The organism is Microbacterium sp. NPDC056234, assembly GCF_042267585.1.
Classification (GTDB): Bacteria; Actinomycetota; Actinomycetes; order Actinomycetales; family Microbacteriaceae; genus Microbacterium.
In genome coordinates this window covers 250,013-274,060 of the sequence record NZ_JBHJTE010000004.1, presented here as the reverse complement: position 1 = coordinate 274,060, position 24,048 = coordinate 250,013, and the positions used below count along the sequence as shown (strand labels likewise).

At 67.5% G+C, this 24,048-nt stretch carries 24 protein-coding genes; 11 read left to right on the top strand and 13 right to left on the bottom strand.

The window, feature by feature from the left end:
- Position 1: 1 nt before the first annotated feature.
- From ACFCYE_RS13220 to ACFCYE_RS13200, 5 genes are all read right to left on the bottom strand, one after another.
- Entirely contained in the window at positions 2-1,288 is a 1,287-nt protein-coding gene (locus ACFCYE_RS13220) for an ABC transporter permease (protein ID WP_376179386.1), read from the bottom strand.
- Positions 1,285-2,601, bottom strand: coding sequence for an ABC transporter permease (locus ACFCYE_RS13215; RefSeq protein ID WP_376179384.1), 1,317 nt, complete (start codon positions 2,599-2,601; stop codon positions 1,285-1,287). Before ACFCYE_RS13215 ends, ACFCYE_RS13220 begins: the two co-directional genes overlap by 4 nt.
- Positions 2,598-4,112, bottom strand: coding sequence for an ABC transporter ATP-binding protein (locus ACFCYE_RS13210; protein WP_376179382.1), 1,515 nt, complete (start codon positions 4,110-4,112; stop codon positions 2,598-2,600). Before ACFCYE_RS13210 ends, ACFCYE_RS13215 begins: the two co-directional genes overlap by 4 nt.
- A 96-nt stretch (positions 4,113-4,208) precedes the next feature.
- A complete protein-coding gene (locus ACFCYE_RS13205) occupies positions 4,209-5,327 on the bottom strand; it encodes a BMP family protein (RefSeq protein ID WP_376179380.1) in 1,119 nt (372 codons plus the stop codon).
- 130 nt (positions 5,328-5,457) lie between these two features.
- Complete coding sequence (locus ACFCYE_RS13200; protein ID WP_376179378.1) at positions 5,458-6,573, bottom strand: mannose-1-phosphate guanylyltransferase; 1,116 nt, start codon at positions 6,571-6,573, stop codon at positions 5,458-5,460.
- Positions 6,574-6,719: 146 nt separating this feature from the next.
- On the opposite strand from ACFCYE_RS13200, the gene sdhC reads away from it, so the two are divergent.
- From sdhC to ACFCYE_RS13155, 9 genes are all read left to right on the top strand, one after another.
- Entirely contained in the window at positions 6,720-7,154 is a 435-nt protein-coding gene (gene sdhC, locus ACFCYE_RS13195; protein WP_376179376.1) for a succinate dehydrogenase, cytochrome b556 subunit, read from the top strand.
- Positions 7,154-7,609 carry a succinate dehydrogenase hydrophobic membrane anchor subunit gene (locus ACFCYE_RS13190; RefSeq protein ID WP_376179374.1) on the top strand — a complete coding sequence of 152 codons (456 nt, stop codon included), beginning with the start codon at positions 7,154-7,156 and terminating at the stop codon, positions 7,607-7,609. The genes sdhC and ACFCYE_RS13190 overlap by 1 nt, the downstream gene beginning before the upstream one ends.
- A 14-nt stretch (positions 7,610-7,623) precedes the next feature.
- A complete protein-coding gene (gene sdhA, locus ACFCYE_RS13185; RefSeq protein WP_376179372.1) occupies positions 7,624-9,429 on the top strand; it encodes a succinate dehydrogenase flavoprotein subunit in 1,806 nt (601 codons plus the stop codon).
- A 1-nt stretch (position 9,430) separates the two neighbouring features.
- Positions 9,431-10,198 (top strand): succinate dehydrogenase iron-sulfur subunit, encoded by a 768-nt coding sequence (locus tag ACFCYE_RS13180; protein WP_376179370.1) that lies wholly within the window; start codon positions 9,431-9,433, stop codon positions 10,196-10,198.
- A 20-nt stretch (positions 10,199-10,218) separates the two neighbouring features.
- Complete coding sequence (locus ACFCYE_RS13175; protein WP_376179368.1) at positions 10,219-11,565, top strand: YhjD/YihY/BrkB family envelope integrity protein; 1,347 nt, start codon at positions 10,219-10,221, stop codon at positions 11,563-11,565.
- A gap of 9 nt (positions 11,566-11,574) precedes the next feature.
- Complete coding sequence (locus tag ACFCYE_RS13170) at positions 11,575-12,414, top strand: exodeoxyribonuclease III (RefSeq protein ID WP_376179366.1); 840 nt, start codon at positions 11,575-11,577, stop codon at positions 12,412-12,414.
- Positions 12,415-12,495: 81 nt separating this feature from the next.
- Positions 12,496-13,023: a hypothetical protein gene (locus ACFCYE_RS13165; protein ID WP_376179364.1), complete on the top strand. Its 528-nt coding sequence runs from the start codon at positions 12,496-12,498 to the stop codon at positions 13,021-13,023.
- Positions 13,024-13,065: 42 nt separating this feature from the next.
- A complete protein-coding gene (gene trpS, locus ACFCYE_RS13160; protein ID WP_376179362.1) occupies positions 13,066-14,070 on the top strand; it encodes a tryptophan--tRNA ligase in 1,005 nt (334 codons plus the stop codon).
- Positions 14,071-14,129: 59 nt separating this feature from the next.
- Positions 14,130-14,816 (top strand): hypothetical protein, encoded by a 687-nt coding sequence (locus ACFCYE_RS13155; protein WP_376179360.1) that lies wholly within the window; start codon positions 14,130-14,132, stop codon positions 14,814-14,816.
- A 17-nt stretch (positions 14,817-14,833) separates the two neighbouring features.
- Here ACFCYE_RS13155 and pth read toward each other — a convergent pair whose 3' ends face one another.
- Both pth and ACFCYE_RS13145 read right to left on the bottom strand, forming a co-directional pair.
- Positions 14,834-15,415, bottom strand: coding sequence for an aminoacyl-tRNA hydrolase (gene pth / locus ACFCYE_RS13150; RefSeq protein ID WP_376179358.1), 582 nt, complete (start codon positions 15,413-15,415; stop codon positions 14,834-14,836).
- Positions 15,416-15,503: 88 nt separating this feature from the next.
- A complete protein-coding gene (locus ACFCYE_RS13145; protein ID WP_376179356.1) occupies positions 15,504-16,118 on the bottom strand; it encodes a 50S ribosomal protein L25/general stress protein Ctc in 615 nt (204 codons plus the stop codon).
- 228 nt (positions 16,119-16,346) lie between these two features.
- Between ACFCYE_RS13145 and ACFCYE_RS13140 the strand changes: the two genes are divergently transcribed.
- Entirely contained in the window at positions 16,347-16,472 is a 126-nt protein-coding gene (locus ACFCYE_RS13140; RefSeq protein ID WP_264155316.1) for a hypothetical protein, read from the top strand.
- A gap of 110 nt (positions 16,473-16,582) precedes the next feature.
- The gene (gene gndA, locus ACFCYE_RS13135; protein ID WP_376179354.1) at positions 16,583-18,034 is read left to right on the top strand and encodes an NADP-dependent phosphogluconate dehydrogenase; all 1,452 of its coding nucleotides are present in this window, start codon (positions 16,583-16,585) and stop codon (positions 18,032-18,034) included.
- A 57-nt stretch (positions 18,035-18,091) separates the two neighbouring features.
- Here gndA and ACFCYE_RS13130 read toward each other — a convergent pair whose 3' ends face one another.
- From ACFCYE_RS13130 to ACFCYE_RS13105, 6 genes are all read right to left on the bottom strand, one after another.
- Complete coding sequence (locus ACFCYE_RS13130; RefSeq protein ID WP_376179352.1) at positions 18,092-19,324, bottom strand: FAD-binding oxidoreductase; 1,233 nt, start codon at positions 19,322-19,324, stop codon at positions 18,092-18,094.
- A 65-nt stretch (positions 19,325-19,389) separates the two neighbouring features.
- Positions 19,390-20,427 (bottom strand): zinc-binding dehydrogenase, encoded by a 1,038-nt coding sequence (locus ACFCYE_RS13125; protein ID WP_376179350.1) that lies wholly within the window; start codon positions 20,425-20,427, stop codon positions 19,390-19,392.
- Entirely contained in the window at positions 20,424-21,575 is a 1,152-nt protein-coding gene (gene dgoD, locus ACFCYE_RS13120; RefSeq protein WP_376179348.1) for a galactonate dehydratase, read from the bottom strand. The genes ACFCYE_RS13125 and dgoD overlap by 4 nt, the downstream gene beginning before the upstream one ends.
- Positions 21,572-22,096 (bottom strand): gluconokinase, encoded by a 525-nt coding sequence (locus ACFCYE_RS13115; protein ID WP_376179346.1) that lies wholly within the window; start codon positions 22,094-22,096, stop codon positions 21,572-21,574. The genes dgoD and ACFCYE_RS13115 overlap by 4 nt, the downstream gene beginning before the upstream one ends.
- Positions 22,097-22,098: 2 nt before the next feature.
- The gene (locus ACFCYE_RS13110; protein ID WP_376179344.1) at positions 22,099-22,983 is read right to left on the bottom strand and encodes a carbohydrate ABC transporter permease; all 885 of its coding nucleotides are present in this window, start codon (positions 22,981-22,983) and stop codon (positions 22,099-22,101) included.
- Positions 22,980-23,903, bottom strand: coding sequence for a carbohydrate ABC transporter permease (locus ACFCYE_RS13105; protein ID WP_376179342.1), 924 nt, complete (start codon positions 23,901-23,903; stop codon positions 22,980-22,982). The genes ACFCYE_RS13110 and ACFCYE_RS13105 overlap by 4 nt, the downstream gene beginning before the upstream one ends.
- Between the last annotated feature and the right edge of the window lie 145 nt (positions 23,904-24,048).

The following is a 24,048-nucleotide window of genomic DNA, read 5'->3' as shown; positions in this document are numbered from 1 at the left end:
CTCAGTTCTTGATGTACGGCTTGCCGCTGGCGGCGGGTGCGCGGATCTGTCCGGCGAATCCGGCCACGGCGAGCAGCGTGACCAGGTACGGCAGCATCAGCATGAATTCGCCGGGGATCGGCGTCTTCAGGATGGTCAAAAGGTTCTGCAGGTTCGTGACGAAGCCGAACAGCAGCGCGGCCAGGGTCGCCCTGATCGGATCCCAACGGCCGAAGATCACGGCTGCGAGGGCGATGAAGCCGAGGCCGGCCGTCATCTCCTTGCCGAACTGGGGAACCGAGACCAGCGTGAAGTACGCCCCGCCGATGCCAGCGATCGCTCCTGCGAGCAGCACGTTCCAGAACCGGGTCGGGTTCACCCGGATTCCGACGGTGTCCGCCGCCTTCGGGTGCTCGCCGACCGCCCGCAGACGCAGGCCCCACCGGGTGCGGTACAGGCCCCAGGCGACGATGGCGACGGTGACGAACATGAGGTACACGATCACGGTCTGGTTGAACAGCACAGGACCGATGATGGGGATGTCGCCCAGCACCGGGATCTTGATCCTGGTGAAGCGCGCCGCCGAGTTGAGCTCGGCCTCGTTCGGCGCCAGCAGCGCACCGTACAGGAATCCGGTGAGGCCGGTGACGAGCACGTTCAGCACCACACCGACGATGACCTGCTCGACGAGGTACTTGATCGCGAAGACGGCGAGCACACTGGCCACGAGCGCGCCGCCGATCATCGCGCCGATCAGTCCGACGAACGGGCTGCCGGTGATGCTGGACAGCAGCGCGGCGGAGAACGCACCGAGCAGCAGCTGACCCTCGATCGCGACGTTGACGACGCCGGCGCGTTCGCCGATGACACCGCCGAGTGCACCGAACACGAGCGGCACCGACAGGGAGACGGCGCCGACCAGCAGGCTCGAAACCGGCACGAGTCCGCCGGCGGCGGCCCACACCAGGAACGCGAACACGGCGACCACGCCGAAGATCGAGATGAGCCAGAGCGGTGCGGACCGGTAGTTCCACGCCTGGTAGAACGAGAGCGCCACCAGGAGCACCAGCAACGCGATCAGCACCCAGCACGTGATGGTCGTGGGCAGCGGGACGTCCGGCATGGCGATGGCCGATGACCGGTCGCCGAGCCGGAAGGTGCTCGTCCCGGTACGAGGGACCAGCAGGAACAGCAGCGCGAGCAGCGCGGTCACCGTCGCGAGCACGATCGGCGCCTTCCAGCGCCGTTCGCGCACGGTCGCGAGCTGCACGGTGCCGTCGGCGGCCTGAGTCTGCGTGAACGCGGTCATGCCGCCACCGCCTTCTTCGCAGCCTTGGCTCTCGCCTTGGCGGCCTTCTCGGCATCCGTCTTGGGCAGGAAGAACACCGTGCGCAGCAGCGGAGGCGCCGCGATGAACAGCACGACGAGCGACTGCACGACCAGCACGATGTCGACGGGGATGTCCTGAGCCTGCATCGAGAACGAGCCGGCCTTGAGCGCGCCGAACAGGATGCCGGCGGCGAACGTCCCCCACGCCCGACTGCGGCCCAGCAGCGCCACCGTGATCGCGTCGAAGCCGATGCCGGCGTCGATCGTCTCGGTGATGCCGGTGGTCACGGACCCCTGCAACTGGTTCATGCCGGCCAGGCCGGCGAGACCGCCCGCGAGCAGCATCGCGTAGATGTAGATCCGCTGCACGTTGATGCCCGCGGCGCGTGCCGCGTGCGGGTTCTCGCCCACCGCGCGCATGCGCATGCCCAGCGCCGATCGCTCGATGAGCCACCAGACGAACAGGGTCGCGACGATGACGATCACGAATCCGATGTCGAGGAGGGGGAACTGACGCCCCAGCAGTTCGGGGAACTGCGCATTCTGCGGCGTCGCTGACCCGAGCGCCTGGTTCGTGCCCGGCTTCTGGAGCAGCCCAGGGGTGCGGATCATCCACAGCAGCAGGTAGTACGCGATGTAGTTGAGCATGATCGTCAGGATCACCTCGTGCGCTCCCGTGCGCGCCTTGATGAGACCGGCGATGCCTCCCCACAGCGCTCCGCCGGCGATGCCGACGATCAGCGTCGCCGGGATGTGCAGCCAGAACGGCAGATCGAGGTTGAACGTCAGGAGGCCGGCGAGCGCGACGCCGAAGAGCATCTGGCCGCGTGCACCGATGTTGAACAGTCCGACGCGGAACGCGAGGGCGACGCCGAGACCAGCCGCGATCAGCGGAGCGGCGAAGCCGAGCGTATTCGTCAGCGGCCTGATCTGGGTGGCGAAGTCGTTGCCCCGCGCATTGAAGATCGCGCCCCGCACCAGTGCCTCGTAGCCGTCGTAGACCGACGCCCAGACTGCCGCCAGCATGTCGCCTGGGCGGGCGAAGAAGTACACGGACGTCTCCTGGACGTCCTCGTTCGTCGCGGCGATCAGGATGCCACCGACGATCAGTGCGAGCACGATCGCGAGGATCGTGGTCACCGCGCTGCTGCGCAGCATCTCCTTGATGACGACGTTGCCGCGGGGAGCGGGGAGCTCTTCGCGGTCGCTGCCGGGGATCCCGGAGCTGGGCGGCAGCTGCTCGGGCGGAAGCCCCTTGGTCACATCACCGGCACCCGGTGTCGATCCGCTCACGCGGTCACCTCCGCATCGGCCACACCGGCCATCATGAGTCCCAACTTCTCGCGAGGCGTGTCACCGGGCACGATTCCGATGATCGCGCCTCGGTACATCACGGCGATCCGATCCGCGAGCGCGGCGACCTCGTCGAGCTCCGTGGAGACGACGAGAACCGGAACACCGGAGTCGCGCGTCTCGATGATCCGTCTGTGGATGAATTCGATCGACCCGACGTCCACGCCGCGTGTCGGCTGCGCCGCCACGAGCAGTCGCAGTTCACGGCTCATCTCCCGCGCGATGACCACCTTCTGCTGGTTGCCACCGGACAGGGTGCCCGCGAGCGTCTGCGGCCCCTGGGCGCGGATGTCGTACTCGCTGATGCGTGCGCGCGCGAACTCATCCATCTGCGAGCGCTTCAGCGTGCCGGCGCTGCTGAACGCCGGATCGTCCGAGCGATCGAGGATGAGGTTCTCCGCGACCGTGAAGTTCGCGACGAGTCCGTCCTCGGTGCGGTCCTCGGGAACGAATCCGACGCCGGCATCGAGAATCGCACGCACGCTCTTTCCGGTGAGTTCCGCACCGTCCAAGGAGATGGACCCCTCGACGCGCGCGGCCAGCCCGACCAGTGCCTCGACGAGTTCCGTCTGTCCGTTGCCCTGCACACCCGCGATCGCCAGGACCTCGCCGGGGCGGACCGTGAATTCGACGTCGTCGACCACGATCGCGCCGGTCGGTGTCAGCACGCGCAGACCGCGGACCTCCAGCCCGCCGTCGCCGAGTCGCGGCGCCTCCTTCTGGACCGTGAGTTCGACGGCTCGGCCGACCATGAGCGAGGCGAGTTCGGCGTTCGACGCCGTCGGGGATGCCTCGCCGACGATCCGGCCCAGGCGCACGATGGTGATGGTGTCCGCCACTTCGCGGACCTCTCGCAGCTTGTGCGTGATGAAGACGATCGCGGTGCCCTCATCGCGCAGCTGGCGCATGATGCCCATCAGCTCGTCGGTCTCCTGCGGGGTCAGCACGGCGGTCGGCTCGTCGAACACGAGCACCTGCGCGTCCCGGGAGAGGGCCTTGATGATCTCGACGCGCTGCTGCACGCCGACGGGGAGATCCCCCACGACCGCGTCAGGGTCGATGTCGAAACCGAATCGATCGGCGACCGCACGCACGTGCGCGCGCGCTGCCGCGATGTCGAGCACTCCGACGCCCTTGGTCTGCTCGTGCCCGAGCATGACGTTCTCGGCGACGGTGAACACCGGCACGAGCATGAAGTGCTGATGCACCATGCCGATACCCGCCGCCATCGCGTCGCCGGGGCCGCGGAAGTGCTGCACGACGTCATCCAGAAGGATGTCGCCCTCATCGGCCTGATACAGGCCGTACAGCACGTTCATCAGCGTGGACTTGCCAGCGCCGTTCTCGCCGAGCAGCGCGTGGATCTGCCCCGGCTCGACCACCAGATCGATGTGATCGTTCGCCACGAGACTGCCGAATCGCTTGGTGATGCCGCGAAGTTCGAGCTTCATATCTGCACCTTATCCAGAAGACTTCCCGAAGTGTCCGTTCACGGCGCGGGGCGAGCGGTCATCTGCGACCACTCGCCCCGCCCGTGCTCATTCAGCTCACGGAGAGTTCTCGGACTCCACCGTGATGTCGCCGGCGATGATCTGCTCCTGCAGCGCCGCCAGTTCGTCCGCCAGCCCCTCGGGCAGCTCGGCCTCGAACGCGCCGAAGCCGGAGAGCTTCACGCCCTCGTTCTCGAGCGTTCCGACGTACGGCGCTGCGTCGAACTCGCCTTCCGCGGCCGCGATCGTCGCGTCCTGGACGGCGACGTCGATCGCCTTCATGATCGAGACGAGAGTGAGGTCCGCCACGCTCGAGTCCGCAACGGCGAGGTCGCTGTCGACACCGATCAGCAGCGTGTCCTTGCCGCTGTCACGGATCGCCGCTGCCGCGCTCTGGTAGACCGGACCACCGACCGGGAGGATCACGTCGACACCCTGGTCGAGAACGCCCTGCGCGGTCACCTTGGCCGTGTCGTTCGCGTCGAAGCCTCCCGTGAAGGAGCCCTTCTGAGTGGCCGCGTCCCAGCCGACGACCTCGACAGCACCGGACTTGTCCTCGTTGTACTTCTCGACGCCGAACTGGAAGCCGTCCATGAACACGGCGACCGACGGGATCTGCATGCCGCCGAAGGTGCCGACCTTGTTCACGCCGCTCTGCGCCGACCACGCGGCCGATGCGTACCCGCCGAGGTAGGCGGCCTGCGCCGTGTCGAAGACGAGCGGCTTGATGTTCGGAGCGTCCGTCTCGCCGTCGAAGTCGTTGTCGGCCCAATCGTCGATGATCGCGTAGCTGACCTCGGGGTTCGCGAGCGCGGACTCGACGGTCGCCGCCGACAGCTTGAAGCCGACGGACACGATGAACGTGCAGCCCTCGGAGACGGCGGTGTCGAGGTTCGGCTTGTAGTCGTTGTCGTTGGCCGACTCGAACTCGAGCGGCTCGATGCCGAGCTCTTCCGCCGCGGCATCCATACCCTCCTTGGCGGACTGGTTGAACGACTTGTCGTTCCAGCCGCCGGCGTCGGAGATCAGGCAGGGCAGGAAGTCGGAGTCGACAGGCCCGGCACCCGCGCCTTCGCCCTCGGTCTCCTCCGGCGCCGCTCCACAGCCTGCAAGCGACAGGGCGACGCCGGTCGCCACGAGCGCGGCGAGTGCGCGCTTTCGAGTGGAAATGGTCACGTAAGCCTCCACGACTACTGGCCCGCGCCGATCGCAAGGCCCCGAGGCTAAATTACCCAGTGTTACGTCGCACCGGAGCACCGGCGCGGTTAATGGTTACAAACTCGAAACAGAGCCGATGCCCGCGGAATCAGAGCACGTCACCGCGGCCGGTCAGCTTGAGCGACTCGACGACGCCCTTCACGCGCTGCGCGTGCTCGATGGTCGTGACCAGCAGAGCGTCCGGGGTATCCACCACGACGATGTCCTGCACGCCGACGAGACTGATCACGCGGGAGGTCTGACTGACCAGGATGCCTGTCGCGGCATCCGACAGGACTCGCGCCTTCGGCCCCAGCACGGCGAGATCGTTCTTGCGCCCGTTGGAGATGAGCTTGGTGAGCGACGCGAAATCGCCCACGTCATCCCAGTCGAAGTGCCCGGGGATGACGGCGAGGCGCCCTTTCTCCGCCGCCGGTTCGGCGACGGCGTAGTCGATGGCGATCTTCTTCAGGCCCGGCCAGATGCGATCCACCGCCGGCCCGCGCAGCTCGCGGTCGTCCCAGGCCTCCGCGAGCTCGAGAAGTCCGGCGTGCAGTTCGGGCTCGTTCGCGGCCAGTTCGTCCAGCAGCACGCTCGCCTTCGCGATGAACATGCCCGCGTTCCACAGGAACGATCGATCGGCGTAGTACTCCCTCGCCGTCTCCAGATCGGGCTTCTCGACGAACCGCTCGACGGTCGCCGCCTCCGGCGCGCCGTCGACGATGAGCTCGTCGCCCTTGCGGATGTACCCGAAGCCGACAGAGGGCTCAGACGGCTGGATGCCGATGGTGCAGATGTACCCCGCACGGGCGACCTGCACGGCCTGCAGCACGGCGAACTCGAAGGTGCGCGTTCCGCGGATGACGTGGTCGGCCGCGAACGAGCCGATGATCACGTCGGGATCGCGCCGGTGCAGGATCGCGGCGGCCAGTCCGATCGCCGCGGCCGACTCGCGCGGCTCGGACTCGAGGAACACGTTGATGTCCGGGATGCCCGGCAACTCCCCTTCCACGGCCGCCCGGTGGGCTCGCCCTGTCACGACCGCGATGCGATCGGGGCCGGCGAGCGGCTCGAGCCTGTCCCAGGTGTCCCGCAGCAGCGAATTGCCCGATCCGGTCAGGTCGTGCAGGAACTTCGGCGCGTCCGCCCGGGAAAGGGGCCACAGACGGCTCCCGATGCCACCGGCCGGAATCACCGCGTAGAAGTCGTCGATCGGCTCCGTCATGGCCCTACCCTACCGCGGCGAGAAATCTCGACATCGAGATACTTAGGCTCGCCTTCCTCGCTCGCGGCGAAGGACAGGAATAGGATGGGGAGCGTTCGGGCGCGCCTGTGCGCGCTGCCGATACAGATCGATCAGGGAGGACGACCGTGTCCGCAAGCACTCGCTTGACACCGTCGATTTCGGAGACGACATCCAAGACCCCGCGCGGCACGCTCTATCGAGGCCGCGAAGGAATGTGGTCATGGGTGCTTCACCGCATCACCGGCGTCGCCATCTTCTTCTTCCTCCTGGTGCATGTGCTCGACACAGCGCTCATCCGGGTGTCGCCGGAGGCCTACAACGCCGTGATCGGCACGTACAAGAACCCGATCATGGCCCTCGGCGAGGTCGTCCTCGTCGCCGGCATCGCGTTCCACGCGCTCAACGGCCTGCGCATCATCCTCGTCGACCTCTGGTCCAACGGCGCTCGGTATCAGCGCCAGATGTTCTGGATCGTCCTGGGGCTGTGGGCCGTGCTGATGGCGGGGTTCGTCCCGCGTCACCTCGCACTCGCGTTCGCCGGGTTCGGAGGGGGACACTGATGACCGCTCAGACCGCGTACCAGGCATCCGGCCGCCGCACCCGACGCTTCAACCTCGAGAAGTGGGGCTGGATGTTCATGAGGGTCTCCGGGGTGCTCCTGGTGATCCTCATCTTCGGTCACCTGTTCGTGAACCTCATGCTCGGCGAAGGCATCCACGCGCTGGACTTCGCCTTCATCGCCGGCAAGTTCGCCGACCCGTGGTGGCAGTGGTGGGACGTGCTGATGCTGTGGCTCGCGCTCATCCACGGCGCGAACGGCATGCGAACCATCGTCAACGACTACGTCACGCACCCGACGGCCCGCAAGGCTCTGACCTGGGCACTCGGTCTCGCCGCCGGCCTGCTCATCGTGCTCGGCACGCTGGTCGTCTTCACGTTCGACCCGTGCCTCGGCGTGACCGAGTCCAGCAGCCTTTGGGACATGTGCGTGGCCAACGGTTCGGTCGGGAACTGAGAGAGAGCTAGAGAGTGACCACCCAGACTCACGATTCCGTCGTCCGCGACGGAGTGCATTACCACCAGTTCGACGTCGTCATCGTCGGCGCCGGAGGCGCCGGAATGCGAGCCGCCATCGAGGCCGGCCCCGGCGCGAAGACCGCCGTCATCTCGAAGCTGTACCCGACGCGTTCGCACACCGGTGCCGCCCAGGGCGGCATGGCTGCGGCACTGGCCAACGTCGAGGAGGACAACTGGGAGTGGCACACCTTCGACACCGTCAAGGGCGGTGACTACCTGGTCGACCAGGATGCCGCGGAGATCCTCGCCAAAGAAGCCATCGACGCGGTCATCGACCTCGAGAACATGGGCCTGCCGTTCAACCGCACCCCCGAGGGCAAGATCGACCAGCGACGTTTCGGCGGCCACACTGCCGAGCACGGCAAGACCCCGGTCCGCCGCGCGTGCTACGCAGCGGACCGCACCGGACACATGATCCTGCAGACGCTGTTCCAGAACTGCGTGAAGCTCGGAATCAACTTCTTCAACGAGTTCTACGTCCTCGACCTCATCACCGTGAAGGATGAAGCGGGCGGCACTCAGGTCGCCGGCGTCGTGGCATACGACCTGGCGACGGGCGAGCTGCACGTGTTCCAGTCGAAGGCCGTGGTCTTCGCGACCGGCGGCTTCGGCAAGATCTTCAAGACCACATCCAACGCCCACACCCTGACCGGTGACGGCGTGGGCATCATCTGGCGCAAGAACCTGCCGCTCGAGGACATGGAGTTCTTCCAGTTCCACCCGACCGGCCTCGCCGGCCTCGGCATCCTGCTCACCGAGGGGGCGCGCGGTGAGGGGGCGATCCTGCGCAACGCCTCCGGTGAGCGCTTCATGGAGCGCTACGCACCGACCATCAAGGACCTCGCTCCCCGCGACATCGTGGCCCGTTCGATGGTCCAAGAGGTGCTCGACGGACGAGGCGCCGGACCCAACAAGGACTACGTGCTGCTGGACTGCACGCACCTGGGCGCCGAGATCCTCGAGACCAAGCTCCCCGACATCACCGAGTTCGCCCGCACCTACCTCGGCATCGACCCCGTGGTCGAGCCGGTTCCGGTGATGCCCACGGCGCACTACGCGATGGGCGGCATCCCGACGAACACCGACGCCGAGGTGCTCAGCGACAACACGACCGTCGTGCCGGGCCTCTACGCCGCCGGTGAATGCGCCTGCGTATCGGTGCACGGCTCGAACCGACTCGGCACGAACTCGCTGCTCGACATCAACGTGTTCGGCAAGCGCGCCGGCCGCAACGCCGTCGAGTACGCCAAGACGGCCGACTTCGTCCCGCTGCCCGAGAACCCGGCAGCCTTCGTGTCCGGCATGATCGAGGACCTGCGCAACAACCAGGGCACCGAGCGCATCGCCGTGCTGCGAAAGACGCTGCAGGACGAGATGGACAAGGGCGCGCAGGTCTTCCGCACCCACGAGTCGCTCGAGCACGTCCTCGGCGTGATCGCCGAACTGCGCGAGCGGTACCGCAACGTGCACGTCGATGACAAGGGCCGCCGGTTCAACACCGACCTCCTCGAGGCCGTCGAACTCGGCTTCCTGCTCGACCTCGCCGAAGTCGTCGTCTACGCCGCGCAGCACCGCGAGGAGAGCCGCGGCGGACACATGCGCGACGACTTCCCCCAGCGCGACGACGAGAACTGGATGAAGCACACCATGGCGTACCTCACGGGTGATCCGCACTCGTCGACGCCCGCCGATCACATCAGACTCGACTCGAAGCCGGTCGTCCAGACCCGCTACCAGCCGATGGAGAGGAAGTACTGAGATGTCCACCGCTGTCGCAGAGGCGCCTGCCGCCGATTCCGCTGACTCGGAAGTCCAGTCCTTCCTGGTGACCTTCATCATCCGTCGGTTCGACCCTGAGAACGACGCCGAGCCGCACTGGGTCGACTACGACGTGGAGCTGTACTCCACCGACCGCGTCCTCGACGCACTGCACAAGATCAAGTGGGAGGTCGACGGCTCGCTGAGCTTCCGCCGTTCCTGCGCGCACGGCATCTGCGGCTCTGACGCCATGCGCATCAACGGCCGCAACCGACTGGCCTGCAAGACGCTGATCAAGGACCTGGACATCTCCAAGCCGATCTATGTCGAGGCCATCAAGGGTCTGCCGCTGGAGAAGGACCTCATCGTCGACATGGAGCCGTTCTTCGCGTCGTACCGAGAGGTGCAGCCGTTCCTCGTCGCCAGCTCGTCGCCCGAGAAGGGCAAGGAGCGCACGCAGTCCATCGCGGATCGTGCGATCTTCGACGACACCACCAAGTGCATCCTGTGCGCCGCGTGCACGTCGTCCTGCCCCGTGTTCTGGACCGACGGACAGTACTTCGGCCCGGCGGCGATCGTGAACGCGCACCGTTTCATCTTCGATTCGCGCGACGACAACGCCGGCGTCCGCCTCGACATCCTCAACGACAAGGAGGGCGTGTGGCGCTGCCGCACGACCTTCAACTGCTCCGAGGCATGCCCCCGCGGCATCGAGGTGACCAAGGCGATCGCCGAGGTCAAGCAGGCGGTCCTGCGCGGCCGCCCGTGACGCTTCGCTAACCTGACAGGGTGAGCCGCCCAGAGAGCACGCCGACGTCCCAGGGCGACGCGCGCGCACAGCGCGGCGCGGCTGACATCGCGGCCCGCGAGGAAGAGCATCTCCGGGCGCGTTGGGAGCAGACGCAGGACAACCTGCGAGAGCGTTTCGAGGAGCCCCTCTCGCGCGCGACCGCGCTCACGCAGCGCACCCTCGAATGGTTCCCCGTACGGGTGTGGCGTCACTTCCTCCAGCATGAGGGGTTCCTCCTCGCCGCCGGAGTGAGCTATCAGGCGCTCTTCGCGGCTTTCGCCGCCGTCTACGTGGTGTTCGCGATCGCCGGGCTCTGGCTCGGCGGCAGCGAAGAAGCCATCGACGGACTCATCAACGTCATCAACAACTACGTCCCAGGGCTCATCGGCGAGAACGGCCTGGCCACCCCGGATCAGGTGCACGAGATCGTGGCCGACAGCACAGGCACCACCCTCAGCATCACGGGTGCGATCGCGCTCGGCACGCTGATCTGGACGGCGGTCGGGGCGATCTCGTTCGCCCGCCGCGCCGTCCGCGGGGTCTTCGGGATCCCACCGGATCGACGCAATTACTTCCTCCTGAAGAGCCTGGACTTCCTCGCCGCGGTCGTCTTCGGCGCCGGCCTCGTACTGGGCACCGCGCTCGGCACGATCGGCACGTGGGCACTGGAGCTCGCCTTCACGCTGATCGGGCTCGGCGATGCGACCACGATCTCGTCACTCACCGTCCGATTGGTCACGATCGGGATCCTCTACGTCGTGAACACCCTGTTGCTGGCAGGTCTGTTCCGCTTCCTCACCGGCACGCAGCTCACCTGGCGTCGCATCATGCCTGGCGCGCTGCTCGGTGCCGCCGCCACCTCCGTGCTGCAGCTCGGCTTCGGTCTCTTCCTCGGCTACACGCCCTCGAACCCGCTGCTGGCGACGTTCGCGGTGTTCATCGTGATGCTGTTGTGGTTCCGTCTGATCGGAATCGTGCTGCTCGTCGCGGCCTCCTGGATCGCCGTCGCAGCGCAGGACAACCACGTCGCCCTGTTGCCCCAGTCGGAGGCCGAGCGACTGGCCGCCGAGCACAGGGCGCTGCTGATCGCGGCCCAGGTCCGGTTGCGCACTGCGCAGGAGGCGCGCGCAACCGCGCCGTGGTACAGGATCTGGGCGGCGGACCGCGCCGTTCGCGAGGCGCAGGACGAGCTCGAGCAGGTCGAAGCCGCAACGCCTCCGCCGCCGCAGCGGCGCGTACGAGCATCGGCGGCGGCCCCGGTCGAGGATCACCGCACGACCGCCGTGAGCACTTCCAGCGGCGACGGCGCCAACGGTGCCGAGAAGGATGTCCGACGCCGCAGATAGGCTGAGGACATGCCTCATCTGCGTATCGCCTCGGTCAATGTCAACGGGATCAGGGCAGCCGCCCGCAACGGCATGAACACCTGGCTGGATGCCGCGGACATCGACATCCTGACGCTTCAAGAGGTGCGCGGGCAGGACGAACATCTCGAAGCAGCATTGCCCGGCTGGTCGATCATCCATGATGAAGCGACGGCCAAGGGTCGCGCAGGCGTCGCGATCGCGAGCCGCACCCCCGCCATCGCGGTTCGCACCACCCTCGGCCCCGACGACTTCGATTCGCGAGGACGGTGGATCGAGGGCGATTTCCTGCTCGGCGACCAGCCTCTGACCGTCGTGAGCGCCTACGTGCACTCCGGCGAGGCCGACACCCCCAAGCAGGACGAGAAGTGGCGCTTCCTGGATTCGTTCGGCACGCGTCTCGGCGAACTGGGCGCCGACGGCTCTCTCGCGCTCGTCACCGGCGACCTCAATGTCGGGCACCGCGAGCTCGACATCAAGAACTGGCGCGGCAATCGCAAGAAAGCCGGGTTCCTTCCTCGCGAACGGGCGTACTTCGATCGCTTCCTCGGCGACGTCGGCGCCCGACTCGAGGCCGCCGACGGCACGACGGTCACCGGCATGGGCTGGATCGACGTCGGTCGCCGCTTCCACGGGGAGGTCGACGGTCCGTACACGTGGTGGTCGATGCGAGGCAAGGCCTTCGACAACGACTCCGGGTGGCGGATCGACTATCACCTCGCCACCCCCGCCCTCGCGGAGCGCGTGGATTCGTATCATGTGGCGCGCGCGGCGTCCTACGACCAGCGCTGGAGCGACCACGCTCCCGTCGTGGTGGACTACCGCTACTGACGTCCGCTCTCGGGTTTTCCCGAAACAGCGCGCGGGTTCTCCCTGTGTGCAACGGGCGCGGCGTCCGCCAGTCTTGCTCGAGTGAACATCGGAAACCTCTGGCGCACATGGCTCGCCTGTCTCATCGCCTGTCTGCCGATCCTTGTTCTGCTGCTCGTGCCGCAGCTCATGCGCAGCCGCGCAGGGAGCTCCTCTTCGCTGATGATCGGTGTCGGGGTTCTGCTCATCCTGATCGTTGCGGCATTCGTGTGCGCTCCCCTGATGTCCGCTTGGCTGGCGCCCGCACCCGGATGGAGACCGCGCAGCGCCCTCAGGGCCACCGGAGCGCTGTGGCGGCGTCGCACGGGCCGATCGGTTCTCGCGCTCTCGGCAGGGATCGGCGTCTACGCGATCGGGCAGATCATCGGCTACGCGCTCGCACAGGCGGTGCCGCATGTCCACGACAATCCGGCCTTCGCGACCGATCCGAGCCAGTCGCCGTGGCTCATCGACTACCCGGCTTTCGCGCTGCAGGCTGTGGTCATCTACGCGATGACGACGCTGGCCGTCGCCGTGTACGCCTGGCAGATGCGTGCCCTGAACACGCGTGTCTCGGGCCCGAGTGCGTGAACGCCGTCGAGACACCTCCACCGCCGCCCTAGGATTGACACTGTGACGAAACCTCGCCTGTACTCCGGAATGCAGCCCTCAGCCGACTCCCTCCAGATCGGCAACTACATCGGGGCGCTGCTGCAGTGGCGAGACCTGCAGAACTCCTACGACGCGTACTTCTCCGTCGTCGACCTGCATGCGCTGACCGTCGCTCAGGATCCGAAGGAACTTCGCGAGAAGACGCGCCGCACGGCCGCGCAGTACATCGCCGCCGGTATCGAGCCGTCGCTGTCGACACTGTACGTGCAGTCGCACGTGCGGGCGCACGCCGAACTGGCGTGGATCCTCTCCACGATCACCGGCTTCGGCGAGGCCGGTCGGATGACGCAGTTCAAGGACAAGTCAGCGCGGTACGGAGCGGATGCGACATCGGTCGGGCTGTTCACGTATCCGGTGCTGATGGCGGCCGACATCCTGTTGTACCAGACCGATGTGGTCCCGGTCGGCGACGACCAGAAGCAGCATGTCGAGCTCACGCGCGACCTCGCAGAGCGTTTCAACTCGCGGTTCGGCGAGGCCTTCGTCGTGCCGGTACCGGTGATCCAGAAGGAGACCGCGCGCATCTACGACCTGCAGAACCCGACGTCGAAGATGTCGAAATCCGCGGAGAGCGACGCCGGCGTGCTGTGGCTGCTGGATGACCCGGCGAAGACAGCCAAGAAGATCATGCGCGCCGTCACGGATGCCGACGGCAGCGTGCGCTTCGACCGCGAGAGCAAACCCGGTGTCTCCAACCTGCTCACGATCTACGCAGCGCTGACGGGGCGGCAGGTCGCCGCCATCGAGGACGAGTACGCCGGTCGTGGCTACGGAGACTTCAAGAAGGGACTCGCGGAGGTCGTCGTCAGCGAGTTCGAACCCGTGCGCACCCGCGTTCTCGAACTGCTCGACGACCCGGCCGAGCTGGACCGCATCCTGGCCGTGAACGCCGCCAAGGCGGACGCCGTCGCGGATGCGACCCTCGCGGACGTGTACGACAAGGTCGGGCTGCTGCGCCGGATCTGACCCGTTTCCGAGCGTGCTGGTCGCGGGTGATCGGCGAGGCGAGACCGTAGGATGGGGGCGTGACAGACCCGCAGCAGTCCGACGGCTTCCGCCCACCCGCACCCCCGCCCGTGCCTCCGGCACCACGCGCGGATGGTTCAGACGGGACCCGGGCCCCCGGCGCATACCCGGCGCCCGGTGGACGCCCTGCACCCGACGCTTTCGCTGTTCCGAACCGCACGTGGGGTGACGCAGCTCCCGCCTACCAGGCTCCGGTCGGCGCGTACCAGGCTCCGGTCGGCGCGTACCAGGCTCCGACGGGTGGGTACCAGAGCGCTGCGGGGCTGTACGAGGCACCGACGGCGCCGGCCCCCCAGGCGCGCACCACCGGAGTCCTGGCTCTGATCCTGGCTCTCGCGGCAGCCGTCGTCACCCCGATCCTCGGTGCGGTCGCCGCCTGGGAAGTCGGTCGGCGCATCCCGAGCGCTCTCGGTCCCGTCTCCTCCGCTGATCTGGACTCGCTCGACTTCCTGGCGCCGGCACGCGATCAGGTCCTGTGGGCCGAGATCTCGTTCTGGACCGGGACTGTGCTGGGCATCGCCGCGATCGTCCTCGGCATCATCGCGATCGTCAAGCGACGCGGGGGCGGTGTCGGCATCGCCGGGATCGTCGTCGCGGTGATCGGACCGGTGATCTTCTTCACCGCCGTCTTCATCGCGCTCAGCATCGGCGCGGCCATCGGCTCGGCCGAGCTCTACGGCGGCTGACCGCGGTCGGCACGCCCTCAGCGGGGCGCGTGATGCTTCTGCTGTGCCGCGAGCAGCCCGTCGGCAAGCAGGGTCTCGACGGCATCTGCGGCATCCGCGATCAGGATCGGCAGATTCTTGCGTTCGTCACCACCGAACGGCGAGAGCACCCAGTCGGCGGGGTCCTGGCGCCCCGACGGGCGCCCGATCCCGACGCGGACGCGCGGGAAGTCCGCCGTCGTCAGCGCGCTCGCGATGTCGCGAACGCCGTTGTGCCCACCGTGTCCGCCGCCGATCTTGAGCTTGATCGAGTCGAACGGGATGTCCAACTCGTCATGCACGACGACGACGCGCTCCGCCGGCACCGAATAGAACCGGGTTAGCGCGGCCACTGGCGTCCCCGACACGTTCATGAAGGTGTTCGGCTTCGCCAGCACCAGTTTGTCTCCCCCGGGGCGGAGCCAGGTCTCCACGACGCGGGCACCGGCCTTGTGCACACGGAAGCTCTCGCTGCGACGCTGGGCGAGCTCGTCGACGACCATCTGTCCGATGTTGTGCCGTGTGGTCTCGTAACGGGGTCCTGGATTGCCCAATCCCACGATCAGCCACGTGTGCGCCACGCCGGCCTCCTCTCGAACGTCGTCAGAATATGACAGAGGGGACACGATCGCTCGTGTCCCCTCTGTCGGAAGCGGTCCCGTCAGGGAATTACTCCGCTGCGGCCTCTTCGGAAGCCTCGCCTGCGGCCTCAGCCTCGCCCTCGGTCTCCTCGGCGGCCTCAGTGGCAGCCGGGACCGAGATCGCGACGATGAGCAGCTCGGGGTCCGCGAGAAGCGTCGAGCCCTTCGGCAGGGTGACGTCGGCGGCCGTGATGTGCGCACCCTCTTCGAGTCCCTCGACCGAGACTTCGAAGTTCACCGGGATGTGAGTCGCCTCGGCTTCGACGGCGAGCGTCGTGTTCTCGAGGTTGACGATCGTGCCGGCGAACGACTCGCCCGTGACGACGATCGGGACGTCGACCTGGATCTTCTCGCCCTTCTTCACGACCAGGAGGTCGATGTGCTCGATGATCTGGTGCACGGGGTCCTTCTGGACATCCTTGACCAGTGCGAGGTGCTGCTTGCCGTCGATCTCGAGCTCGAGCAGCGCGTTGGCGCGACGGATGATCAGCGCGACCTGGTGCCCGGGCAGTGCGACATGCACCGGGTCCGTGCCGTGGCCGTACAGGACGGCGGGGATCTTTCCTGCAGCGCGCAGGCGGCGGGCGAAGCCCTTGCCGAAGCTGTCGCGCAGCTCGGCGGTGACCTTGGTGTCGTCAGACATTGGTTCTCCTTCGGGGCACACGGCGAAGGCCGCGTGGTGGTCTTGAGTTCGGCTTCTCGAGTACAGACGCGAGGAAATCAGCCACGAGGACAGCTTCGCCGCGTCGATTACGGATGCCGCGCACGCGAAGCATCCCTCGCCGAGGAACCACTCAATCGTACCCGATGCACCGGTAGGCTGAAGACACTCGACTTTTCCGTCCCGATCCCACGAACCTGGAGTCCTGCAATGCTCGATGGCGCCTTCCTCTCTCACGCGATCGCCTGGCTCATCGGCGCCATGGCCGTCTGCGCCGGTGTGTTCACCTTCGGGGCCCTGTTCGCGATGGGGCGCTCCGGCTACCGCAAGGACTGAGCCTCACAAGGTAACGCGGGCGTTGTGCGCGACCGCATCCGAGTAATCTGAAAGCGTCCGGATCTGCGCTGTGAAGCGCCCGGGCGATCCCCCTCACGGAAGGTGCATCAATGTCCTCTGCCGGTCAGGCAAACATCGGAGTCGTCGGACTCGCCGTCATGGGTTCGAACCTCGCCCGCAACCTCGCCAGCCGCGAGGGCAACACGGTGGCGATCTTCAACCGCAGCTACGAGAAGACGCAGTCCGTCCTCGATGCCCACCCCGAGGCGGGCTTCGTCCCCGCGAAGACCTACCAGGAGTTCGCGGACTCGCTGCAGAAGCCCCGCACCGCGATCATCATGGTCAAGGCCGGCGGCCCCACGGATGCCGTGATCAACGCACTGGTGGAGGTGTTCGAGCCGGGCGACATCATCGTCGACGGCGGTAACGCATACTTCCCCGACACCATCCGCCGCGAGAAGGCCGTCCGCGAGACCGGCATCAACTTCGTCGGCGCCGGCATCTCCGGCGGCGAAGAGGGTGCCCTGCTGGGCCCGTCGATCATGCCCGGCGGCTCTGACGAGTCCTGGGTCACTCTCGGCCCGATTCTGAAGTCCATCGCCGCGGTCGCCGAGGGCGAGCCGTGCGTCACGCACATCGGCCACGACGGCGCGGGCCACTTCGTGAAGATGGTGCACAACGGCATCGAGTACGCCGACATGCAGCTCATCGCCGAGGCGTACGACCTGATCCGCCGCGGCACCGGCAAGTCCCCGGCCGAGATCGCCGACATCTTCGCCGAGTGGAACACGGGCGAGCTGGAGTCCTACCTCATCGAGATCACCGCCGAGGTGCTGCGCCAGGTGGATGCCGAGACCGGCAAGCCCCTCGTCGACGTCATCCTCGACCAGGCCGGCGCCAAGGGAACCGGAGCGTGGACCGTGCAGACCGCGCTCTCGCTCGGCGTTCCGGTCTCCGGCATCGCCGAAGCGACCTTCGCCCGGTCGCTGTCCAGCCACCCCGAGCAGCGCGCCGTCGCCGGCGGACTGCCCGGACCCGACGAGGCGTTCAGCGTCGCCGACGAAGCCGCCTTCATCGAAGACGTCCGCCTCGCGCTGTACGCCTCGAAGATCGTCGCGTACTCGCAGGGCTTCGACGAGATCCGCGCCGGTGCCGCCGAGTACGACTGGACCATCGACCTCGGAGCCGTGTCGAAGATCTGGCGCGCCGGCTGCATCATCCGCGCCCAGTTCCTCAACCGCATCGCCGACGCCTACGCCGAGACCCCGGACCTGACAGTCCTGATGACCGCGCCGTACTTCGCCGAAGCGATCACCCGCGCCCAGGCCGCGTGGCGCCGCGTCGTCGTCGCGGCCGCGCAGGCCGGCATCCCGGCACCGGCGTTCTCGTCGTCGCTGTCGTACTACGACGGCATCCGCGCCGACCGCCTGCCGGCCGCGCTCGTCCAGGGGCAGCGCGACTTCTTCGGCGCGCACACCTACAAGCGCATCGACAAGGACGGTACCTTCCACACGCTGTGGTCGGGAGACCGCACCGAGATCGAAGCGGAAGACACGCACTGATACGTCGCCGCACGAGGCGAGAAGGGCCGGGAGCGCATGCTCCCGGCCCTTCTGCGTTCACGGCGCGATGTTGTGATTGCGCCGGAACAGGTTCTCCGGATCCCAAGCCCGCTTGATCTCGGTGAGGCGTGCGTGCGCCTCGCTCGTGAACATGCCGGGTACGGCCTCCGGCCGCTCGGTGGGGGCGAAGTTTCCGTATTCCGCGATGCGCCCCTGCTCGATCTGCTTCCAGTCCGCGAGGATCCTCGCCCGCGCATCGTCATCGACGAGCCCGGGGATGTCGAACGCACCGGCCATCACGAACCAGGTCGCCTCGCGAGCCGGGAATGCCGTGGATTCCTGCTCGATCTCACCGAATGCGCCGCCCAGCGACCGCAGGAACACCACCGAGGCCGGGTAGGAGGTGCGGAACGCCACGAGGCGATCGATGAGATCGTCGTCGAGCCGGGCGAACAGTCCGTTGCCGCCGATGAATCCCGGGGGCAGCTGCTCCTCGCCCTCGGGCGGCGTCGGCGGCACCATCAGGATGTCGCGATAGGCCGGGGTCGTGATCGCGGTGGAGACGCCGTCGATCTCGCTGATCGGTGCCAGTGCCTCGCGCAGACGATCGGCGTCCGTGCCCGCCCAGACGGCGCTGAGACTCGCTCCGGCCGGCGCGCTGGGGTCCATCGCCGGGACGTCCATGTAGGTGACGGTGAGCTCGCGCGGCGCGTCGCGCATGACATCGCGCGCGGTGCGCAGCACCACGACCGGATCTGCAGCCAGAGCGTTCTCCGCGAACACGATGCCGTCGAGCGCGTGCGCGGCGAAATCGAACCGGGTCACGATGCCGAAGTTGCCCCCGCCGCCGCGCAGCGCCCAGAACAGATCGGCGTTCTCGGTCGCGGAGACCTCGACGACGTCGCCGGTCGCCGTGACGACCTGGGCGCCGATGAGCTGATCGATCGCGAGCCCCCAGGCCCGGACCATCCAGCCGATGCCGCCGCCGAGCGACAACCCACCGACCCCGACAGTGGCGGTGTCGCCGGAGCTGATGGTGAGTCCGAGCGGGGCCAGGGCTGCGGCGACGTCGCCCCATACGGCTCCCCCGCCGACGTGGACGGTCGTTCCTTCGACGGTGATGTCGGCGATCTCGGCGAGTTCGATGCGCAGCCCGGGGGCTGTGCCGTGGGACCACGGCCCGTGGCCGCCGGCGACGACGGTGACGGGGAGGGACTCGTTGTTCGCGCGCCGCACGGCTGCGGCGACTTCTTCGATGGCTGCGGGACGGATGACGACGGATTCGGTCATGCCGCAAACGTAGCCCCCACCGCGGACATCGCACTGCGCTGTGCGCTCACGGCGAAACGGCGCTCTCAGGACAAGACCACGGTCTTGATGCCCTCGCCTCGTGCTGCGGCATCCAGAGCGTCGTGGAATTCCGTCAGCGCCACCCGCCTGGTGATGAGCGGACCGAGCGTGACGGCGCCGGATTCGACCAGCCGCATGGCCGCCCGCCACGACGCCGGGGTGGATGCGAAACCACTCGTGACCGTCAGTTCCTTGTACAGCACCGCATCGAGCGGCACGGTGACGTCCCGGCCGAAGATCCCCACCTGGACGTAGCGGCCGCCGCGCCGTACTGCACGCAGCGCTGCCGCAGCTGCCGGCTCAGCGCCGGAGCATTCGATGACGACGTCGAAGCTTTCGTCCGGCACCGGCGCCATGGTGGTCCGGATGCCCAGCTCGCTCGCCACGGACAGTCGCCCCGCGTCCGCAGGCAATCCCGCGAGGGTCACGGTCGCACCGGACGCCTGGGCGACCTGAGCCGAGAGCTGCCCCATCGCGCCAGGTCCCGTGACCAGCACGCGGTCGCCGGGCTGCACGACCGGTGGATCCAGAAGACAGTGCGCCACGCACGCGAGCGGTTCGCTCAGCACGCCGTCGATGTCACCGGCTGCGTCCGGCACCCGGTGCAGGTTGATCACGGGCACCAGCACTTCGGAGGCGAAGCCGCCGTTGCGGAACGAACCGATCGAGCGACGATCCGCGCAGAGGTTCCGACGTCCGGCACGGCACATCTCGCAGCGCTCGCACGCGGAGAAGTACGTCTCGAGGGCGACCAGGGCGCCGATCCAGTGGTCGTCGTCGACGGATCCCACGCGGGCGACCCGCCCGAGCACCTCGTGCCCCATGACCACAGGGCGCTCGTGCGCGTACTCGTCGTGCGCGATGTGCACGTCTGTGCCGCAGATGCCGGTTGCGATCGTCGCGACCACGGCGTGGCCGGGCACGGCGACAGGCACTTCGATCTCCCCGACCTCGATCCCCTCGACGCCGTCACCGTGCTTGATGACCGCAGCCATCGTGTCGTGTCGGCGCCGATCGCGCAGTCGGGCGTCTGCTCCGCTCACCACTCCGCCACGGATCCGTCGGCATGGCGCCAGATGGGGTTCTGCCACGTCGTCCACCGTGACGCGGCGTCCCGCACCGCTCGCTCGTCGATCTCGATCCCGAGCCCCGGCCCGGTGAGGCGCTCGAATGATCCGTCGACGAATCGCAGCGGCCTCGTATCCGCGACGTAGTCCAGCACCTCGGCGCCCTTGTTGTAGTGGATGCCGATCGACTGCTCCTGGATGAGATAGTTCGGGGTCGCGAAGCCGACCTGCAGGCACGCCGCCAGCGCCAGCGGCCCCAGCGGGCAGTGGGGCGCCAGCGTCACGTCGAAGGTCTCGGCGAGCGCCGCGATGCGTCGCACCTCGGTGATGCCGCCCGCGTGGGACAGATCCGGCTGCGCGATCGCGATCCCGGCCTGGAGCACCGGGAGGAACTCCTGACGGTTGTAGAGTCGCTCCCCCGTCGCGATCGGTATCGTCGTCGCGTCGACCATCCGCCCGATCACGTGCGAGTTCTCCGGGACCACCGGCTCCTCGATGAAGAACGGATGCAACGGCTCCAGCATCGGCGCGAGCCGCCGGGCGGTCGCCAGCGAGAAGCGGCCGTGCAGATCGACCGCCACGTCGCGGTCGGGACCGAGCACCGCGCGCGCACTCGCGACGCGCGCGAGCACGCCGTCGAGCTCGGACACCGATCCGTTGCGCCCCATACGTCCTGAGGCGTTCATCTTGACGGCGGTCAGCCCGACCTCGATCTGCGCCGAAATCTGATCGGCCACCTCGGAGGGATCGTCGCCGCCGACCCAGCCGTAGGCACGGATGCGTTCGCGCACCGCCCCGCCGAGAAGGTCGTGCACGGGGACGCCGAGCCGTTTCCCCTTCAGGTCCCACAGCGCCTGATCGACTCCCGACACCGCACTCGCGAGCACGGCCCCGCCGCGATAGAACTGCCCCTTGGTCAGCACCTGCCAGTGGTCCTCGATGAGACCGGGGTCCCTGCCGACCAGATACTCGGCGAACTGGTCGACCGCAGCACGAACGACGTCGCCGTACCCCTCCAGCGATGCTTCACCCCACCCCACCGCGCCATCGCCGGTCTCGATGCGCACGAAGAGCCACCGCGGAGCGACGGGGAAGGACTCGACCCGCGAGATCGTGGCGGTCACGCCCGGCTCCTTCCGACGCCCGCGAGATCGGCGGCAACCCCGTCGACGATGGCCTCCGGGCTCTCGATCACGCTCATCCTCACACCGTGCTCATCCTCGCCGAGGGGCTCGAGCGTGTCGTACTGCGATTGCAGAAGCGCGGCGGGCATGTACTCGTGCGTGCGCGCGCCGACGCGCTCGGCGACCAGTTCGATCGGTCCCCACGGCTCGACGAAATACACGTCGGGGTCGTGCGACCTGATCAGGTCGCGATAGGCGCGGCGCAGCGCCGAGCACGCGACGACGACGCCGCCATCCGGCTTGTGCGCGACCAGCGTCTCCCCGACGATGTGCAGCCACGGCTCGCGATCGGCATCGGTCAGGGGGATCCCCGCCGCCATCGACTCGACATTGCGTTCGGGGTGCAGCCCGTCGCCGTCGACGAACGGCACCCCCAGCCGCTGCGCCAGCAGGCGGCCGATCGTCGACTTGCCGATTCCCTGCACTCCCATCACGACGACCGTGGTCGCGTCCTGCGTCATCTTCACCCTTTCGTCGCGCCTGCGGTGAGTCCGGAGACGATGTAGCGCTGCGTGAACAGCGCGATGAGCATGATCGGCGTCGTCACGACGACGGATGCCGCCATCAGAGCGCCCCAATCGATCGAGGCGTACCCGATGAAGTCGAAGATCGCCACGGGAAGCGTCTTGGTCGCGTTGCCGGAGAGCACCAGCGCGAACATGAAGTTGTTCCACGAGAAGATGAACGACAGGATCGTCGCCGTCGCGATCCCCGGCACCGAGAGCGGAAGGGCGATCCGGAAGAACGCCCCGATCGCCGTGAGCCCATCCACCTGCGCGGATTCCTCCAGCTCCTCCGGCATCTGATCGAAGAACGACATCATGATGTACAGGATCAGCGGAAGCGACACGAACATGTGCGACAGGATCAGCGGGAGGTACCCGCCGGTCAGCTTCATCTGGGCGAAGATGAAGTACCAGGGCACGAGCAGGCTCACACCCGGGATGATGCGCGCGAGCAGCACCACCAGAGACGACTTGTTCATCACGAAACGACTCATGGCGTATGCGGCGGGGACCGCCAGGATCAACGAGAGCCCCGTGGCCATGAAGGCGACGAAGAACGAGTTCCAGATGTACACCAGGTAGTTGCCACGGCGCGGATCGAAGACGGTTCCGTAGTTCTCCAGCGTCGGTTCGAAGATGAACGCCTGACTGTTGTCGTAGATCTGGACGTTGAGCTTGAAGCTCGCCATCACCATCCACACGATCGGCCCGAGGAACGCCAGCACGATCAGCGCCAGCCCCGCGAATCGACCGACGGAGGACCACCGGAACCGACGGCGTCTCGCGATGCGAGGAGCAGAGGATCCCGTCACGGTCGTGCGGGTGTCAGCGATGCCGGTCATGACTCCTTCGCCTTTCTCTGCATCTGCAGCACCCAGATCACCGCGAGGATGATCAGGAAGAAGATGATGAGCACCGCTGAGGCGAGGCCGTACTCGTTGTAGTCGAAGCTGAGCCCGTAGGCGTACACGTTCAGAGTCTCGACGTCGTGGAAGGCGCCTCCGCCCTTGCCCTTCGTGGCGTACAGGATGTCGAAGGTCTTGAGCGCGTCGATACCGCGCAGCAGGACGGCGGCGATGATCACGGGCCGCATCAGGGGCGCGGTGACGTACCAGAAGCGCTGCCAGCCGTTCGCTCCGTCGACGCGCGCGGCTTCCTGCGGCTCATCGGACAGGCTGGTGAGGCCCGCGAGCAGGATCAGGGCGACCATCGGAGTCCATTGCCAGATGTCGACGAAGGTCAGCGTCGCCAGCGACGTCGCCGGGTCGGCGAGCCACGGCTGCGGCGGGATGCCGACCCACGAGAGCATCTCGTTGACGAAGCCGATGTTCGGTTCGAACAGTAGACGCCACATCATGCCGACGGCCACCGGCGTGGCCACCAACGGCAGCAGGACGACCGTTCGCACCACGCCTTGACCGCGGAAGGGCTTCCACAGCAGCAGCGCGATGATCATGCCGAGGATGAGTTCGAATGTGAGAGCCCCAGCGGTGAAGGCGAAGGTCCGCCACACTGCGGGCCAGAAACGCTCGGTGTCCGTGAGTGCCTCGACGTAGTTCCCGGCGCCGATGAAGTCGAAGTCGCGTCGTACCGATCGCTTGGCATCGGTGAAGCTGAGAAACAGCGTCCAGGCGAGGGGGATGATGAGCAGGAGCGTCGTGAAGACGATGGCCGGGCCGGCGAACAGCCACTTGCGGTGTCGGTCCGCCCAACGGCTGAAGCGCTCCCCTGCCCCGAGTCCGCGAGTCTGATGTGCGGTCATGGCTGATTCCGTGGATATGGCCGTGGGGGGCCCCGCGCCCCGGGGGGCCCCCCGGCCCGGCGGGGTTTTATGGAACCACCACGAGGAAAACGTCGAAATAGGTGGGGGGGCCGGCGGCCGCGTCAACCAAGGCGCCGCCGCAGGA

What these genes read in the sequence shown, in the direction of transcription:
- ACFCYE_RS13145 (WP_376179356.1), bottom strand. Translation starts at nt 16,118, where the DNA reads ATGTCTGACGACACCAAGGTCACCGCCGAGCTGCGCGACAGCTTCGGC.
- ACFCYE_RS13140 (WP_264155316.1), top strand. Translation starts at nt 16,347, where the DNA reads ATGCTCGATGGCGCCTTCCTCTCTCACGCGATCGCCTGGCTCATCGGC.
- ACFCYE_RS13115 (WP_376179346.1), bottom strand. Translation starts at nt 22,096, where the DNA reads ATGACGCAGGACGCGACCACGGTCGTCGTGATGGGAGTGCAGGGAATC.
- ACFCYE_RS13130 (WP_376179352.1), bottom strand. Translation starts at nt 19,324, where the DNA reads ATGACCGAATCCGTCGTCATCCGTCCCGCAGCCATCGAAGAAGTCGCC.
- ACFCYE_RS13220 (WP_376179386.1), bottom strand. Translation starts at nt 1,288, where the DNA reads ATGACCGCGTTCACGCAGACTCAGGCCGCCGACGGCACCGTGCAGCTC.
- ACFCYE_RS13170 (WP_376179366.1), top strand. Translation starts at nt 11,575, where the DNA reads ATGCCTCATCTGCGTATCGCCTCGGTCAATGTCAACGGGATCAGGGCA.
- ACFCYE_RS13190 (WP_376179374.1), top strand. Translation starts at nt 7,154, where the DNA reads ATGACCGCTCAGACCGCGTACCAGGCATCCGGCCGCCGCACCCGACGC.
- gndA (WP_376179354.1), top strand. Translation starts at nt 16,583, where the DNA reads ATGTCCTCTGCCGGTCAGGCAAACATCGGAGTCGTCGGACTCGCCGTC.
- ACFCYE_RS13200 (WP_376179378.1), bottom strand. Translation starts at nt 6,573, where the DNA reads ATGACGGAGCCGATCGACGACTTCTACGCGGTGATTCCGGCCGGTGGC.
- ACFCYE_RS13110 (WP_376179344.1), bottom strand. Translation starts at nt 22,983, where the DNA reads ATGACCGGCATCGCTGACACCCGCACGACCGTGACGGGATCCTCTGCT.
- ACFCYE_RS13105 (WP_376179342.1), bottom strand. Translation starts at nt 23,903, where the DNA reads ATGACCGCACATCAGACTCGCGGACTCGGGGCAGGGGAGCGCTTCAGC.
- ACFCYE_RS13210 (WP_376179382.1), bottom strand. Translation starts at nt 4,112, where the DNA reads ATGAAGCTCGAACTTCGCGGCATCACCAAGCGATTCGGCAGTCTCGTG.
- ACFCYE_RS13180 (WP_376179370.1), top strand. Translation starts at nt 9,431, where the DNA reads ATGTCCACCGCTGTCGCAGAGGCGCCTGCCGCCGATTCCGCTGACTCG.